Source organism: Thermoanaerobacter sp. CM-CNRG TB177 (assembly GCF_018588165.1).
Lineage (GTDB): Bacteria > Bacillota > Thermoanaerobacteria > Thermoanaerobacterales > Thermoanaerobacteraceae > Thermoanaerobacter > Thermoanaerobacter thermocopriae.
Genome location: NZ_JAFCAC010000073.1, coordinates 1 through 15911 on the forward strand (window position 1 = coordinate 1; position 15911 = coordinate 15911).

The 15911-nt window shown below is 33.7% G+C and carries 20 protein-coding genes and 1 tRNA gene; 16 read left to right on the top strand and 5 right to left on the bottom strand.

Annotated elements, in window-relative coordinates; all coding sequences use genetic code 11:
* Window positions 1-273: 273 nt before the first annotated feature.
* The 3 genes from I4N53_RS09180 to I4N53_RS09190 all read left to right on the top strand — a co-directional run bounded on the left by I4N53_RS09180 (window position 274) and on the right by I4N53_RS09190 (window position 2796).
* Entirely contained in the window at window positions 274-1794 is a 1521-nt protein-coding gene (locus I4N53_RS09180) for a 4Fe-4S dicluster domain-containing protein (protein WP_013150225.1), read from the top strand.
* Window positions 1795-2142: 348 nt separating this feature from the next.
* Window positions 2143-2298, top strand: a complete 156-nt coding sequence (locus I4N53_RS09185; RefSeq protein WP_157629579.1) for a hypothetical protein — start codon at window positions 2143-2145, stop codon at window positions 2296-2298.
* Between the two features lie 114 nt (window positions 2299-2412).
* Window positions 2413-2796 carry a site-specific integrase gene (locus I4N53_RS09190; RefSeq protein WP_342897044.1) on the top strand — a complete coding sequence of 128 codons (384 nt, stop codon included), beginning with the start codon at window positions 2413-2415 and terminating at the stop codon, window positions 2794-2796.
* Window positions 2797-3031: 235 nt separating this feature from the next.
* Here the strand turns inward: I4N53_RS09190 and I4N53_RS09195 are convergent.
* A tRNA-Leu gene (locus I4N53_RS09195) sits at window positions 3032-3120 on the bottom strand.
* Window positions 3121-3273: 153 nt separating this feature from the next.
* On the opposite strand from I4N53_RS09195, the gene hflX reads away from it, so the two are divergent.
* A complete protein-coding gene (hflX, locus tag I4N53_RS09200; protein ID WP_029688335.1) occupies window positions 3274-4515 on the top strand; it encodes a GTPase HflX in 1242 nt (413 codons plus the stop codon).
* On the opposite strand, the gene I4N53_RS09205 is transcribed toward hflX, so the two are convergent.
* Entirely contained in the window at window positions 4505-4987 is a 483-nt protein-coding gene (locus I4N53_RS09205) for a DUF3189 family protein (RefSeq protein ID WP_012995066.1), read from the bottom strand. The two genes, hflX and I4N53_RS09205, sit on opposite strands and share 11 nt — an antisense overlap.
* Window positions 4988-5210: 223 nt before the next feature.
* Between I4N53_RS09205 and I4N53_RS09210 the strand changes: the two genes are divergently transcribed.
* The 3 genes from I4N53_RS09210 (at window position 5211) to I4N53_RS09220 (ending at window position 6858) form a co-directional block, all read left to right on the top strand.
* Window positions 5211-5639: an NUDIX hydrolase gene (locus I4N53_RS09210; RefSeq protein WP_012995067.1), complete on the top strand. Its 429-nt coding sequence runs from the start codon at window positions 5211-5213 to the stop codon at window positions 5637-5639.
* An 87-nt stretch (window positions 5640-5726) separates the two neighbouring features.
* Window positions 5727-6377, top strand: a complete 651-nt coding sequence (locus I4N53_RS09215; RefSeq protein ID WP_012995068.1) for a YigZ family protein — start codon at window positions 5727-5729, stop codon at window positions 6375-6377.
* 70 nt (window positions 6378-6447) lie between these two features.
* Window positions 6448-6858: a CoA-binding protein gene (locus tag I4N53_RS09220; RefSeq protein ID WP_012995069.1), complete on the top strand. Its 411-nt coding sequence runs from the start codon at window positions 6448-6450 to the stop codon at window positions 6856-6858.
* Window positions 6859-6885: 27 nt separating this feature from the next.
* Here the strand turns inward: I4N53_RS09220 and I4N53_RS09225 are convergent, their stop codons facing one another.
* Together I4N53_RS09225 and I4N53_RS09230 are read right to left on the bottom strand one after the other, a co-directional pair.
* Complete coding sequence (locus I4N53_RS09225) at window positions 6886-7239, bottom strand: TSUP family transporter (RefSeq protein ID WP_012995070.1); 354 nt, start codon at window positions 7237-7239, stop codon at window positions 6886-6888.
* Complete coding sequence (locus I4N53_RS09230) at window positions 7236-7592, bottom strand: sulfite exporter TauE/SafE family protein (protein WP_012995071.1); 357 nt, start codon at window positions 7590-7592, stop codon at window positions 7236-7238. The genes I4N53_RS09225 and I4N53_RS09230 overlap by 4 nt, the downstream gene beginning before the upstream one ends.
* Window positions 7593-7724: 132 nt before the next feature.
* On the opposite strand from I4N53_RS09230, the gene cysK reads away from it, so the two are divergent.
* Both cysK and I4N53_RS09240 read left to right on the top strand, forming a co-directional pair.
* Complete coding sequence (gene cysK / locus I4N53_RS09235) at window positions 7725-8645, top strand: cysteine synthase A (protein WP_012995072.1); 921 nt, start codon at window positions 7725-7727, stop codon at window positions 8643-8645.
* Window positions 8646-8704: 59 nt separating this feature from the next.
* The gene (locus I4N53_RS09240) at window positions 8705-9445 is read left to right on the top strand and encodes a YebC/PmpR family DNA-binding transcriptional regulator (protein WP_012995073.1); all 741 of its coding nucleotides are present in this window, start codon (window positions 8705-8707) and stop codon (window positions 9443-9445) included.
* Between the two features lie 19 nt (window positions 9446-9464).
* On the opposite strand, the gene I4N53_RS09245 is transcribed toward I4N53_RS09240, so the two are convergent.
* A complete protein-coding gene (locus I4N53_RS09245) occupies window positions 9465-9911 on the bottom strand; it encodes a chemotaxis protein CheW (protein WP_012995074.1) in 447 nt (148 codons plus the stop codon).
* A gap of 110 nt (window positions 9912-10021) precedes the next feature.
* Here I4N53_RS09245 and I4N53_RS09250 point away from each other — a divergent pair, with 110 nt between their 5' ends.
* From I4N53_RS09250 to queA, 7 genes are all read left to right on the top strand, one after another.
* Entirely contained in the window at window positions 10022-10588 is a 567-nt protein-coding gene (locus I4N53_RS09250) for a hypothetical protein (RefSeq protein WP_012995075.1), read from the top strand.
* A 373-nt stretch (window positions 10589-10961) separates the two neighbouring features.
* On the top strand, window positions 10962-11459 hold the full coding sequence (gene ruvC / locus I4N53_RS09255) for a crossover junction endodeoxyribonuclease RuvC (protein ID WP_028992258.1): 498 nt from the start codon (window positions 10962-10964) through the stop codon (window positions 11457-11459).
* Window positions 11456-12019, top strand: a complete 564-nt coding sequence (gene ruvA, locus I4N53_RS09260) for a Holliday junction branch migration protein RuvA (RefSeq protein ID WP_214496090.1) — start codon at window positions 11456-11458, stop codon at window positions 12017-12019. Before ruvC ends, ruvA begins: the two co-directional genes overlap by 4 nt.
* Window positions 12020-12029: 10 nt before the next feature.
* A complete protein-coding gene (ruvB, locus tag I4N53_RS09265) occupies window positions 12030-13046 on the top strand; it encodes a Holliday junction branch migration DNA helicase RuvB (RefSeq protein ID WP_012995078.1) in 1017 nt (338 codons plus the stop codon).
* Complete coding sequence (locus tag I4N53_RS09270) at window positions 13039-13251, top strand: DUF2905 domain-containing protein (protein ID WP_012995079.1); 213 nt, start codon at window positions 13039-13041, stop codon at window positions 13249-13251. Before ruvB ends, I4N53_RS09270 begins: the two co-directional genes overlap by 8 nt.
* A gap of 24 nt (window positions 13252-13275) precedes the next feature.
* Window positions 13276-14862: a SpoIID/LytB domain-containing protein gene (locus I4N53_RS09275; RefSeq protein WP_214496091.1), complete on the top strand. Its 1587-nt coding sequence runs from the start codon at window positions 13276-13278 to the stop codon at window positions 14860-14862.
* 19 nt (window positions 14863-14881) lie between these two features.
* Window positions 14882-15907 carry a tRNA preQ1(34) S-adenosylmethionine ribosyltransferase-isomerase QueA gene (queA, locus tag I4N53_RS09280; protein ID WP_012995081.1) on the top strand — a complete coding sequence of 342 codons (1026 nt, stop codon included), beginning with the start codon at window positions 14882-14884 and terminating at the stop codon, window positions 15905-15907.
* Window positions 15908-15911 lie beyond the last annotated feature (4 nt).

Below are 15911 nucleotides of genomic sequence, written 5' to 3' on the forward strand. Positions count from 1 at the left end.
GTTTTTTTTTTTGTTTCTTAATTCTTTCTTATACTTGGTCTTTCAAATATCCTTTTAAACATCGCAATTAGCTTAATACGGTTTTTCTAAAAGGATATATCTTCAATTACGTTTTTGTGATCTCGTATAAATGAGAATATATTACCTACAACTGATTATATTGCCTTAATATGCTTTCTGTTGCTAAAATAGATGGATTGATTTACTATAGAAGTTAAATTAAAATTTGAAAAATAATTATTTTTAGTATTTTTAGAAAAGGAGGAATAAGGCTTGTTTAAATTTAATTCTGATATTCAGATGCTAAAGTATGAGGTATTATACAAAGTAGCAAAATTAACATTAGAAGATAAACTGGAAGAAGAATATAATAAAATACCATATGAAATAATTCCTGGCTCAAAACCTAGATTTAGATGTTGTGTATATAAAGAGAGGGCCATTCTCGAGCAGAGAACAAAACTAGCAATGGGTAAAAATTTAGAAAGAACTCTGAAATATGCTATCGAAAGTGAGGAACCCATTATACAAGTAATAGATATAGCTTGTGAAGGATGTCCTATTAAAAGATACAGGGTTACAGAGGCATGTCGTGGTTGCTTAGCACATAAATGTATAGAAGTTTGCCCTAGAGGTGCTATTTCTATAAGAGATAAGAGAGCTCATATAGATTATGATAAATGTATTGAATGTGGTAGATGTAAAGATGTATGCCCATATAATGCGATATCGGATACTTTAAGACCATGTATACGCTCTTGTGCAGCGAAAGCAATAACTATGGATGAAGAATTAAAAGCTGTTATCAATTATGAGAAATGTACTTCCTGTGGAATGTGCACATTGGCATGCCCATTTGGTGCTATAACAGATAAATCATATATTGTAGACATAATAAGAGCTATAAAGAGTGGAAAAAAGGTTTATGCATTAGTGGCACCTGCTATAGCATCTCAATTTAAAGATGAGACAGTAGGACAAGTTAAATCTGCTTTAAAGAAATTGGGATTCACAGATGTTGTAGAGGTTGCACTTGGAGCTGATCTTGTTGCAATAGAAGAAGCAAAAGAATTTAGTGAAAAAATAGGTGATATAAAAGTCATGACAAGCTCCTGTTGTCCTGTGTTTGTGACTCATATTAGAAAAAGCTATCCTGAGCTTATTCGAAATGTATCAACAACAGTATCACCCATGACGGCTATCTCAAAATATATTAAAAAGTTTGATCCTGATGCATTAACTGTTTTTATAGGTCCATGTACCGCAAAAAAATCAGAAATCATGAGAGATGAAATTAAGGGAATAACAGACTATGCCATGACATTTGAAGAAATGGTGGCTGTACTTGATGCAGCGGGAATAGATATCAAAGAGCAAGAAGACATGAAAGTTGAGGATGCGACACTATTTGGAAGAAAATTCGCACGATCTGGCGGTGTAGTAGAAGCTATAAAAGAAGCAATAAAAGAAATGGATATTGATATAGAACTTAATCCGGTTATTTGCAATGGACTTGAGGAATGCGACAAAACTTTAAAAATAATGAAAGCAGGGAAACTTCCCAATAATTTTGTAGAAGGAATGGCATGCATTGGTGGATGCATTGGAGGCGCGGGTGTTATCAATAGCAATGTAAATCAATCAAGGTTGACAGTAAATAAATTTGGTGATACATCGACATACAAAAATATAAAAGAAAGACTTGATATACTCGATATAGATGAAGTTGATTTTCATGTGCCACACGAAAAAATACAAATAAATCATGAAAAAAAGCTTAAAAAGAGAGAGTAAAAAAGAATCAGTTAACATCTTTATCTGTTCTATCTTTAAGTATGACCTTTTTTCTATATCTTAATCTTATGCATGAAAGTGAATAATTTTGGTTAAAATATTTAATTAGGCATACTGTAAGCTTCTCTCTAGAACCTTTGAAAGACCTAGGGATTCAAGGGTTCTAGAGAGAAATTTTTTCGGGTCTCGCCCACCTATAGGTATTTTTTCAAGTCTTTCAAGATACACGCATATTGTAGATAGAAAAAAATAAAACTTGCAAAATTACAACCTCACATGTTACAGAGCTTTTATAATCAAAAATTAGAAAACGAGAGAGCAGATGGGAAAGGTGGCTTATCTACAAGAATGGTAAGATACTTACATGTAATTATCCGACAAGCGTTACAGCAAGCAGTAAAAGAAGGATTGTTGACTAGGAATGTAGCTGATGTCACTAATCCTCCCACTATAAAACAAACAAATAAGACCTTTAACAGAAGAAGAATTGTTAAAATTCTTTGAAGTAACAAAAGATGACAGGTTATTTGCAGCTTATGTGGTAGCAGCTACAACAGGTTTAAGACGTGTACTAAAAGTAAAAATGGTAAGCGAAGCATAACATTAACCGATGATGTTATAAGGGAATTAAAGGTACATAGAAAAAGGCAGATACGAGAAAAACTTTTATTTGGAGAAGCATATCAAGATAATGGACTGGTATTTTGCAAAGAGGATGGAAGCCCTTTAGACTCTAGAGAATTCACAAAGTGTTTTCAAAGGCTTTTAGAAAAAGCAGGATTACCAAAGGTGAGGTTGCATGATTTAAGGCATACTCATGCTAGCCTCCTTCTAGCCCGTGGTATACATCCTAAAGTGGTACAAGAAAGATTAGGGTACAGTAGCATAACTATGACATTAGACCTTTACAGTTACTTAGTACCTGGTTTACAGGAGTTAGCAGCGCAATCCTTTAATGGACTCCTTAGTAAAACAAAAAACCTTGGTAAAACCCAAGGCTAAAGATAAGCTTTGTATATAATGCGTAAAAAAATACGTAAATTTTGCGTTCCCGAAACCCGCAATGAATACTAATTTTGCGTGTAATACGTAAAATGCGTTAAAAAAATAGACAAGGTAGATATTTTTAGGGTATCCTTTTAAGAGATACCCTTTTCGTTGCATTACTAATTGCATTATTAGACCTATATTTAAAGGTCTTCCAGAAAGTTCAAAACTCTGGAGACCTTGATTTTTCTGGTGCCGAAGGTGGGAGTCGAACCCACACGGGGTGTAAGCCCCACTGGATTTTGAGTCCAGCGCGTCTGCCAATTCCACCACTTCGGCAAGTTATTACATTTGATATCTTATCATAGGTTAATAAAAATTTCAATACCCTTTTTATAAAAAGTGCTATTAATTTACCTAGTCATTATTTATAGATTCCTTTGTTTGTGATATATTTATATTTACAGAAGATTTTTCAAGGTTGGTGATATTATGGAAGAGTTAAGCAGAAATGAAAAGATAGAACGCGCAATTTTAGTAGGAATCATTTCAACAACTGAAGATGAAGAAAGTATGGGAGAATTAAAGGAGCTGGCTTTGACAGCTGGTGTAGAAGTAATAGGTGTTATGACGCAAAAGCGTGATACAATCCACAAAGCTCATTATATTGGCAAAGGTAAGTTGGAGGAATTAAAATTTTTTGTTGAGAATCAAGAGGCTGACCTTATTATTGTCAATGATGAGCTTACTGGTACTCAAATTAAAAATATGGAAGACTTTTTAAATGTAAAAGTGATTGATAGAACTAATCTTATCCTTGATATATTTGCTAAAAGGGCAAGGTCAAAAGAAGGTATGTTGCAAGTAGAATTAGCACAATTAAAGTATCGTCTACCACGTCTTGTAGGTATGGGGGGACAACTTTCAAGATTGGGTGGTGGAATAGGAACAAGGGGACCTGGTGAGACAAAATTAGAGGCTGATAGGAGGCATATACAAAATAGAATAAAGGCAATAGAAAAGAAACTGGAGGAAATAAAAAGGCATAGAGATTTACAAAGGAGTAGACGTAAAAAAAATCAAGTTCCTGTTGTAGCTATAGTAGGATATACAAATGCGGGCAAATCCACACTACTTAATGCTCTTACAAAGGCAGAAGTTTATGTGGAAGATAAATTATTTGCAACACTTGATCCTACTGCCCGAAGACTTATTTTACCTTCAGGGAGAGAAGTGATTTTGATTGATACCGTAGGTTTTATTAGAAAATTACCCCATGACCTTGTAGAGGCTTTTAAATCTACATTAGAAGAGGTTAAATATGCAGATTTATTGCTTCATGTAATTGATGTGACTTCACCAGATATGGAGGAAAAGATAAAGGTTGTAGAAAGGGTTCTTTCAGATTTAGGGGCTATTAATATCCCTAAGATAAATGTTTTTAATAAAATTGACCTTTTGGAAGTTGTACTTAAAGGAAATGAAAGAGAAGTTTATATTTCCGCAAAAAATAAAATTGGATTTGATAATTTATTGGAGGCAATAGAAAGAGAAATTTTTAAAGATGTGGAAGTAGTGAATTTTCTACTGCCTTATGATAAGACTAAAGAATACAATTATTTAAAAGAAAAAACAAAAATAATTGAAGAAAATTATAATGAGGACGGGATAATGATAAAAGCTGAAGTTCAAAAAGAAACAAAGGAGAAACTCAAAGATTTTATTATCGTTTAATAGCGTTGTATTCTGCTTTTTCTTGAGCCTTTACGTTTTTAACTATTTGAACAATTTTTTTATAAGCTTTTTGCGTACCATAAATGACTAAAGGCCTTCCTATAACAGGAAATTTTAAAGCAATAGAAGTAAATCCGCCAATTTTCATAATCCAGTTTGTAGTACCAGTCGTGTCAATCAAAAGCAGTCCTTCGTTTGTATTGAATATATGATAGTATAAATCTTTAAGAGCTGGCTCAATTAACTTTTTGGCATTTTTTACCCCCATAGAATATACGTTGTTGCCATATTCATCAGTACCAATAGGAACGATGTGTCCCGGGTCATTTTGGCCATTTAATTTATCAAACAAAGATATGCTTTCTATTTCTTCTTTAGATGGAATTCTGTCCATTGGCAGTTTTCCAGTGTGTATGTAAGATGCTATTACAGAAGTATGCGTTCCGCCATAACAGTGATAAATTATATACATTTGAAACTCCCCTTCCTTGTTTTTTACATTAAATATTTTTTATAATTTAGAGATTTTTATACTGGTAAATTGATTTTTTTTGATGGAAAAATTAAATTTTGATGTATAATTGTGGAGATATGGATAAAAATAAAAATAAAATTAAAAATTTAAGAAGGAATTTAAAAGTTTTTAAAGAATATTATATTAAAAGAAAAAAATAAAAATTTTAGGGGGCTTGTAAATGTTAATAAGAGATTGCGCTGGTGGAGTTGTATTCAAAGGAGATAGTGTATTCATTCTTAAAAATGAGAAAGGGGAATGGGTGTTACCAAAAGGGGTTATTAGAAATAATGAATTGCCTATTGATGTGGCCATAAGGAGAGTCTGTACTGAAACAGGCCTTAAATCTGTTGAAGTCCTTTCTACTGCTGGTGAAACCAGTTACGAATTCTATTCTGTTACCCGTCAGCGTCCTGTCTTTAATAAAATTACTTGGTATCTCATGACTACTTTTGAAGAGGAATTTAATATTAGCAAAGAAGATGGCTTTGTCGATGGAGGTTTTTATCCTATAGACAAGGCTTTGGAGATGATTACCTATAGTCAAGACAAATCGCTTGTAAACGTTTCTTATTTTAAATACAAGACGTTGACGAAGGCTTTGGCATAGGCGAAAAAGCTTTGATGAAGCCTAATAAAGCCGGTAACGGCTTTATTTTTTGATTATATTTTGGTATAATTACAAAGGGGTGCTATTTTGGCTAAAAGTTATAAAACGCTATATTCTTACGGAGTTGCTGAAATCGAAATAAAGCGTTCCAGATTTATTGGACATGCTAAACCAGTTTCTTCAGAGGAAGAGGCGGTAAAATTTATAGGGGAAATTAGAGCAAATCACAGAATGGCAACCCATAACGTTTATGCTTATGTTATTGGAGAAAATGATGAAATTCAGCGTTTTAGTGATGATGGAGAGCCTTCTGGCACAGCAGGTATACCTGTATTAAATGTGATAAAAAAAGAAGGATTAAAAAACGTTGCTGTTGTGGTTACAAGGTATTTTGGTGGAATATTATTAGGAGCAGGAGGATTAGTGAGAGCTTACACAAAAGGGGCAAAAATAGGTATTGATGCTGCTGGAATAGTAGAAAAAATTCCTGCGAAAAGTATAATCCTCACTTTTGATTATACTTTGCTGGGAAAAATTCAAAATGAGCTTCTAAAAAAAGGCTATTATGTTAAAGATATTATGTATTCAGATAAAGTTTCTATAGTATCACATATTGAAGAAGACCGTCTATTGGAATTTCAAAGTTTTATAAATGATTTGACAAGTAAAAGGTGTAACATAAAAATTGAAGGGGATGTATACCTTCTTAAAAAAGGTAATGAATATTATGCACCATAAGCTTAATTTCTTATAAAAATGGTGGGGAAAATAAATGGAGATTCATCAATTGATTTAGGAGGTAGAAAAAATGGAGTTAGATAATTCCTATGTAGACTATGTTGAAGAAGCAATGAAAAGGAAAGTATGGGCTGTAGTAGGAGCCCTTCCTCGAGAAAGTAAATATGGATATAAAATTTATCGAGCTCTTAAATTAAACGGGTATACTGTTTATCCTGTTAATCCTAAGTATCAAGAAGTAGATGGAGATCCTTGCTATGACTCTTTGTCCAGCTTACCTGTGATACCAGAGGTTGTAGATATGGTAGTTTCTCCAAGTATAGGTGAGCAGTACGTAGAAGAGGCTGCAAAATTAGGTGTAGAAATTATTTGGTTTCAACCGGGGGCAGAAAGTGAGGAACTGGTGGAAAAAGCCAAAAACCTTGGATTAAAAGTTATTTATAATGCCTGTGTAATGTTGGAAACAGACAAGAGAAAATAAGAGGAGAACTATCTCCTCTTATTTTAATTATTTGCGGGGCTTTGAGAAAAGTTCATATATTCCCATACAAAATAAAAAAACAGCGAATATTTTTTTTAATATAAAAGCTTTTGTTATTGCTGCTATAATAGCTCCGACAACACTTCCTATTATTCCACCGATTATAATAAACAATATAATTTTATATTTGATATTTTTCTTTTTAAAATGGTATATTAGTGCGATAATTGCTGTAGGAATAAAAGAAAAAAGATTGACACTTTGAGCAATGTGTTGCTCGGTTCCAGCAAAGATTGTTAATGCAGGAATGAGAATTGTTCCTCCTCCAATTCCCATTCCCCCTACAATTCCTGAAAAAAGTCCTATTAAAAATAGTTTCATGATATCCACATCCTGACGGAAGCTATAAGCATTATTATTCCAAAAATTTTTCTTAATAAAGGTATGGAGATTTTATTAAGAAAATATGCGCCAATAAATCCTCCTATTGTACTTCCTATAGCTATGTTAATGGTTATAGGAATGTCGGTTATTCTATTTTGTAAATACACTAAACTACTGACTAAAGTAATAGGTAGTATGATTGAAATCGCCGTAGCATGAGCCTTATGGTCTTCTATGCCAAGTAAAAAAACCAATGCAGCGACTATTAAAGTACCTCCACCTGCACCTAAAAGACCGTTTATAATACCAGTTATGAATCCTATAACGAAAAGTTTTAGTTTGCCAGTCATTTTTTATCACCTTTTGTAACTTGATATTATTATTTTTTCTCTAAAAATGTTTGATATTCTAATTTCCATTTGACATATGTTACGTAGAAAGTTTAAAATTTTTATAGTAATGTACAAATGGAGGTAAATTTTATGATTGCTAACAATGTTTTTGAGCTGATTGGAAAAACGCCTGCTGTTAAATTAAATAAAATTGTGGAGAAGGAGTGGGCAGAAATTTATCTAAAATTGGAATTTTTTAATCCGGGTGGCAGTGTTAAAGATAGAGTAGCTTTTGCAATGATAGAAAAGGCAGAAAAAGAAGGTAAATTGAAAAAAGGAAGCGTAATTATTGAACCTACAAGCGGAAATACAGGCATTGGGTTGGCAATGGTAGGAGCAGCAAAAGGATATAAAGTAATAATAGTTATGCCCGATACTATGAGTATGGAAAGAAGAATGCTTTTAGCGGCATATGGTGCTGAAATAATTCTTACCCCTGGCAGATTAGGAATGGAAGGTGCCGTAAAAAAAGCAGAAGAATTGGTAAGACAAAATAAAAATTATTTTATGCCACAGCAGTTTGAAAATTTTGCAAATCCGTTAATTCATGAAGAGACTACTGCTAAAGAGATAGTTGAAGATTTTAAGGATGGTATAGATGCTTTTGTGGCAGGTGTAGGTACAGGGGGAACTATTACAGGAGTTGGGAAAATATTAAAAAATAAATTTCCTAATGTAAAGATTATTGCAGTAGAGCCTTATTCAGCAGCGGTGCTTTCTGGTAAAGAGCCTGGTCCTCATAAAATTCAAGGGATTGGAGCAGGTTTTATTCCAAAGGTGTTAGATAGAGATGTCATAGATGAAGTAATTGCTGTAAAAGATGAAGACGCCTTTGAGGTGACTCGCCTTTTGGCAAAAAAAGAAGGTATACTTGGAGGAATTTCTACAGGTGCTTCTTTATGGGCAGCAATTGAGGTTTCTAAGAAGTTAGGCAAAGGGAAAAAGGTTTTAGCAATGGCTCCTGACAGTGGTGAGAGGTATTTGAGCACACAACTTTTTAGAGAGGATTAATTTACAAGCCCTATATTATTGTGTTAAAATATTTTAGGCCACAGTGAAGGAGGTTTTTTATGTCAGGGCATTCAAAATGGGCTAACATAAAGCATAAAAAAGAAAAAATGGATGCTAAAAAGGGAAGGATTTTTACAAAACTCACCAAAGATATTATAAAAGCGGCTAAAGAAGGCGGTGGTGATCCTAATACTAACAGTAAGTTAAGAGATGCTATAGAAAAAGCAAAGGCTAACAATTTGCCGAATGAAAATATACAGAGGGCTATTAAAAAAGGTACCGGTGAATTAGGAGGAGCTAATTTAGAAGAAGTAATATATGAAGGATACGGCCCTGCTGGTACTGCTATAATTGTTGAAGCTTTGACTGACAATAAAAACAGAACTGCAGGTGAAATACGGCATATTTTTGATAGGAATGGTGGTAGTTTAGGAGCAGCCGGTTCTGTTACGTGGATGTTTGACAAAGTTGGAATTATCACTGTTAGAAAAGATGATTCTATTGATGAAGAAGAACTTGCAATGGTTGCAATAGATGCAGGTGCAGAGGACTTTTCTGCAGAAGATGAAGAATTTGAAATAATTACTGAACCGTCAAATTTTCAAGAAGTAAAAGAGGCAATTGAAAAAGCAGGGTATAAAATTTCGGAGGCAGAAGTTACAATGCTTCCTAAAAATACTATACAATTAAGTCCTGAAGACTACCAAAAATTCGAAAAATTAATTGACAAGTTAGAAGAAAATGACGATGTACAAAACGTTTATCACAATGTGGAAATAGAAGACGAGGATGAGGAATAGAAGAAAGAGATAGAAGAAGCTACATTTCTTCTATCTCTTTCTTTTCTTTTTCTGTTAAAACTTTGTGTAAGTCTAAATTAATTATCAATCTGTCGTTTAAATTGATAATAGATGTTATGTACTCTTTTCCAATTCCTTTTATAATCTCTGGAGCTTCTTGTACGGAACTATCGTCTACATGTAACACTTCTGTTACTGAGTCAACGATGAAACCCACCGGTCTGTTAGTGACATTTACTACGATAATTCGATTATTGTCATTTTTCTCTGACAAAGGCAAATTGAAGCGCTTTTTTAAATCTACAATAGGGATGACTGTTCCTCTTAGATTAGTTATACCTTCTACGAAAGTAGGCGCATCGGGTACTTTAATAATTGCTTGGAGCCGTATAATTTCAATTACCTGATTGATGTCAACGCAAAAGTCTTCATTGTTTAATTTAAAAACTACAATTTGATTTGCCACTTCATCATCTCCTCCCTTATGAATATTATTCGATATTTTTTGACAAAATCCTGCAAAGAGAATAAATTTTTTAAAATTGGTTATAATTACATAAAACAGGAGGAGATGTTATGAAAAAGCTAATTTCCTATAAAATGGTTATGATATATATGTTAGCTATATTTATAGGAATGATGGTTGGATATTTAATTAGTGTTAAAGATAACGAAAAGGAAGGAAGGGAAAAAAATATAGTTTATGAGCAGGGGATTTCTTCTCAACAAGAAGCTCTTGCTAAAAAATTAATTTCCCAAAGTAAACTTATATTTGAAACTAAGTATCTTGAAAATGGAGAAATAGTGCGGGAAGTTCAAAATTTAACCCCTTCTCTTTATGGGAAGAGCAAGGAAGAAATTGAAAAGATATATACTGGTTGGAAAATTAAAAATTTCGATGAAGAGGAAATAGTTCTTTACAGAGAAAAAGAAGGGTTGCCTGCAGATTATTATATAATTTCTAGTATAAATGGATATGTTGTTTTGCTAAAAAGTGATGGAAATGGCAATAAAGAAGTTGTGGAAAAAACAGATATTCCACTGGATAGTTTAACACCTTTTGACAAAGAAAGAGTGATGAAAAATATAATTACAAAAGACAAAGATGAGGCGTATCAAATATTAACAAATCTAAGTTCTTAGGTTCTCCTTAATTTTAGGAGAACTTTCAGTTTGTTGACAAAGAACCAAAAATTATTTAAAGTAGATATTTTACATCGTTGCTCCGAAGTTCCAAAGCGACAAAGCTAAAGCGCGACTTTCGGATTGCGGCGGAGTACCGGGCACATTCGACGTCCTGTCTTAGGTGCCCGCCTCCGCCCTCCTGGCTTCGGCCCCGCCTCCATCCTCAGTCTTGCTAAGCTTTGTTAGCGCTTTGTCACAAGTCGCAACTTATGTAAAATATCTACTTTACGAAAGTTTGTCATCAGTCTGTAGGTTCTCCTTAATTTTAGGAGAACTTTTTCTTGTTTATAAAGGCTATTGATGTTAAAATAAATAAAAGGAGATGGATATAATGAGGGTATTAGGGATAGATCCTGGAATTGCAACAATGGGTTATGGTATAATAGATTATAAATCCAATAAATTCACTGTTGTAGATTACGGGGCAGTTACTACAAAAGCTGGTATTGATAAGGCACTGCGCCTACACGATATATACAATGGAATTACATCACTTATAAAATCTTACTGCCCTGATGTAGTAGCTATAGAAGAGCTTTTTTATAATAAAAATGCGAAGACTGTCATTACTATTGGAGAATCCAGAGGAGTTTGTATTTTAGCTGCTGTTAATTCGGGAATAAAAGTTTTTGAATACACTCCTTTGCAAGTAAAACAAGCAGTTGTGGGGTACGGAAAAGCAGATAAGCATCAAGTTCAGCAAATGGTGAAGGTTTTATTAAATCTTGATCAAATTCCTAAACCTGACGATGTGGCTGATGCCTTGGCGGTTGCCATATGCCATTGTCACAGTAACAATATGATTGAAAAGTTGAGGTATTCAAAATGATTGAGTATATTAGAGGAATGATTGAGGATATTGGACAAAATTATGTAATAATTGACTTTATGGGTATAGGCATAAAGGTTTTTGTTCCATTTTCTACTTTAAAAGCTTTACCTACTAGAGGGAATATTACTAAGCTTTATACATATTTACATGTGAGAGAAGATGGTTTTCAAATTTTTGGCTTTAAAACAAAAGAAGAGTTAGATTTGTTTGAAAAGTTATTATCTGTTAATGGGGTAGGGCCTAAAGGTGCTTTATCTATTTTATCTGTGGTCCCTATTGATAATTTTGCAAAAGTAGTTAACACTGGCGATTATAAAGCTCTTACATTAGTTCCGGGAATAGGGAAAAAGACTGCTGAGAGAATTATTTTGGAATTGAAAGATAAGCTTCCAAAGGAGATAGTTTTTGAAAGTGATAATAATCTTTCAAATGAGGCTTTAGAGGCTTTATTGGCATTAGGTTATAGTAAAAGTGAAGCTATTTCTGCTTTGGCAGATATTACTTGTAACAGTGTAGAAGAGACTGTAAAACAAGCCTTGAAAAAATTAATGAAATAGGGTGAATTAAATGGAGGAAAGAATACTAACTCAAAGTTTTACACAGGAAGATGCCTCCGAATATAGTTTGCGTCCTAGGTGGCTTTCTGAGTATATAGGTCAAGAAAAGATAAAAGAGGAATTAAAAATTTATATAGAAGCTGCTAAGATGAGGAAAGAGCCCCTTGACCATGTCCTGCTATATGGTCCTCCTGGCCTTGGAAAAACGACTTTAGCTACGGTAATTTCTAATGAAATGGGAGTAGGAATAAAAATAACCTCAGGTCCTGCTATAGAAAGGTCGGGAGATTTGGCAGCAATTTTGACTAACTTACAGGAGAATGACATACTTTTTATTGATGAGATTCATAGACTCAATAGAAGTGTAGAAGAGATTCTATATCCTGCAATGGAAGACTTTGAGTTGGATATAGTAATAGGAAAAGGTCCAAGTGCCAGGTCTATAAGGCTTAGTCTTCCGCGTTTTACTTTAATTGGAGCGACGACAAGGGCTGCTCTTATGACTTCTCCTTTGAGAGACAGATTTGGGGTTATAAACCGTTTGGATTACTATTCAGTCGATGAATTAAAAGAAATAATTAAAAGGTCAGCGAACATTTTAAACATTGGAATTGATGAAGATGCTGCTTTGGAGATTGCGAAAAGGTCCCGAGGGACTCCGAGAATTGCCAATAGGCTTCTAAAACGGGTAAGAGATTTCGCACAAGTAAGAGGAAATGGATACATTAATTTTAAAACTTCCAAAGAAGCGCTAGACGTATTAGGTGTAGATGAGATGGGATTAGAATACATTGATAGGAAGATTTTGGTTTCTATTATAGAAAAGTTTGGCGGTGGCCCTGTAGGAATCGATGCTATTGCTGCATCAATAGGAGAGGATGGTGATACAATAGAGGATGTTTATGAACCTTATCTTTTACAAATAGGTTTTTTAAACAGGACTCCGCGGGGAAGAGTTGTTACAAAATTAGCTTATGATTACCTTAAATATCCTTATATAGAACAGGGGAGGATAGAAGGTGTTTGATAGTTTTGGCAAAATGTTGATATTGATGGGAGCTATATTGATTTTAATAGGGGTGCTTTTTTCTGTAGGTTCAAAAATTGGCTTAGGGCGTCTACCAGGGGACATAGTTTATCAAAAAGGAAATTTCACTTTTTATTTTCCTCTTATGACAAGCCTGTTGTTGAGTCTTCTTTTGACATTACTTTTATGGATTTTTAGAAAATAACATATGAAAAAGGGGTTGTAATTTGTGAGGTTTAGAAAATTTGTAATAGTAGGTATAATTAGTGCTATGATTTTGACTCTTTTACCTTGTTCTACGGTGAATGCTGACATTAGCGTACCGAAAATTATAAAAATAGGGCTTTTTTATGGACAAACTGCCAAATCTTCTTATCAACTTTCATCCCCTGTAGGTTTTAATTTTGCATATGAAAATAATACAGGAAATTTGGTTAATATTTTTAGCACTAGTATGCAAAACGTGCAAGTTATAAAAGATGATAGTTTTTATTTGATGATGGGAAGCTATGATGATTTTGAAATGGCAAATAGTGAGTATGCGAAAATAGTAAATCGAATTACCAATGCCTTAATAGGATTTGATGGAAAATATCATATATACATAGGACCTTATTTGACGCTAGCGGATTTGCAATCTGCCTATGAGATTCTTTCAAAAAATTATACCAATATATCCAAGGTGTTACCGGACAAAAATATTTTGATACGCAATGGAGCAAAAAACTTGTTTTTGTTTAATATGAAGGCTGATTTATATGTAAGTAAGCTTAATCCTGAAGGTATTCCTATGGCAATAGAATCAAAACGCTACAGAGGCATGTTTGAGTTTAGAAGGCAACAAGACAGTGATATGACCGCTATAAATGTTGTACCTTTGGAAGAATATTTATATGGTGTTGTGCCAGGAGAAATGCCTGCATGGTGGAATATAGAAGCTTTAAAAGCACAAGCAGTGGCTGCACGAACTTATGCTGCTAAAAATGTAGGGAGATATGGAAAGTATGGTTTTGATTTGACAAACGATACTAACACACAGGTTTACAAAGGATATGATGGAGAAGCTCCTTCTACAAATGAAGCGGTAGACGAAACAAAAGGTGTAGTGGCTGTATATCAAGGAAAACTTATAGATGCCCTTTATCACTCCCACAGCGGAGGATATACAGAAGACAATATTAATTATTTTTCTGCTGATGTTCCTTATTTAAAAGGAGTGGAGGATAAATACGTTTTTGGCTATAACAGTTATCATGATAGTTGGATGGTAACTTATACAAAAGACCAGATAAAAAACTTGCTTTTAAATAAAGGACAAGACATAGGAGATATAGTAGATGTAAAAGTTACAGAAAAAAGCTGGACTGGAAGAGCGATTGCTGTTACCATTTACGGTACAAAGGGAACTTTTACTTTGCGAAAAGGAGACATACGGTCTTTCTTTGGATTAAAAAGCACTATGATTGACATAAAGGGCGATGGTAGCAGTGAATTTGAAGCCTACGCGATTTCTTCTTACAGTGATTCGCAAAAAATTTCTTTAAAAGAGATAAATATTCAAAATAATAAAGGGATAACGAAGGTTTCTAAAGATACTTTTTATGCGGTAGGGGCAAATGGCATTAAAGAGTTAAAAAAGACAGACAAGCCCAGTGAAGTTTATACTATAAAAGGCAGTGGTTATGGACACGGGGTAGGGTTAAGCCAGTATGGGGCGAGAGGACTGGCAGACCAAGGGTATAATTACATTTCTATTTTAAAATACTATTATAAAGGTATTGAGGTATACGATACTATAAACAACAAAAGCTTATAAAAGGATGGCGCAAAGAAAAATGAAACGCAGTGAATTTTATTTTGAGCTACCAAAAGAATTAATTGCACAAGAACCTTTAGAAGACAGGTCAAGTTCTCGATTGATGGTTTTAAATAAAAAAACCGGTGAAATTGAGCACGATATTTTTAAAAACATAACAAAATATTTAAAAGCAGGTGATTGTCTTGTTTTAAATGACACAAAAGTTATTCCTGCTCGTCTTATTGGAAGAAGAGAAGATTCAGGTGGGAAAATAGAATTTGTTCTTATAAAAAGGATATCCAGTAATGAATGGGAAACATTAGTTAAACCCGGAAGGCGAGCTAAAATAGGGTCAAGATTTGTTTTTGGAACTGGAGAGCTAATAGCAGAAGTTTTAGATACTACAGAAGCAGGAGGGAGAATAGTAAGGTTTTATTATGAAGGGGTATTTGAAGAAGTATTGGATAAATTAGGCGAAATGCCTGTTCCCCCTTATATCAAGAAAAAATTAAAAAATAAGGATAGATACCAGACTGTCTATGCAAAATACGAAGGTTCTGCAGCTGCTCCTACTGCAGGGCTTCATTTTACAAAAGAGTTGTTAGAAAAAATAAAGCAGATGGGAGTAAAAACTGTTTTTATAACTCTTCACGTAGGTTTAGGTACTTTTAGACCTGTAAAGGAAGAAGAAATTGAAAACCATAAGATGCATGAAGAGTTTTATATTGTTACAAAAGAAGCAGCTAATGAAATAAATGAAACTAGGAAAAGTGGTGGAAGAATCATAGCAGTTGGTACAACTTCTACTCGGACTCTTGAAACAGTTGCTGACGAAAATGGTTATGTAAAAGAAAAAAGTGGTTGGACTGATATTTTCATATATCCTGGTTACAAATTTAAGGCTATTGACGGTATGATAACAAATTTTCATTTGCCTGAGTCTACTTTAATTATGATGGTGTCAGCTTTTGCTGGTAGAGAAAACATAATGAGGGCTTATCAAGTAGCAATTGAACATAAATACAGATTTTTTAGCTTTGGAGATGCAATGCTTATAATTTGACCAG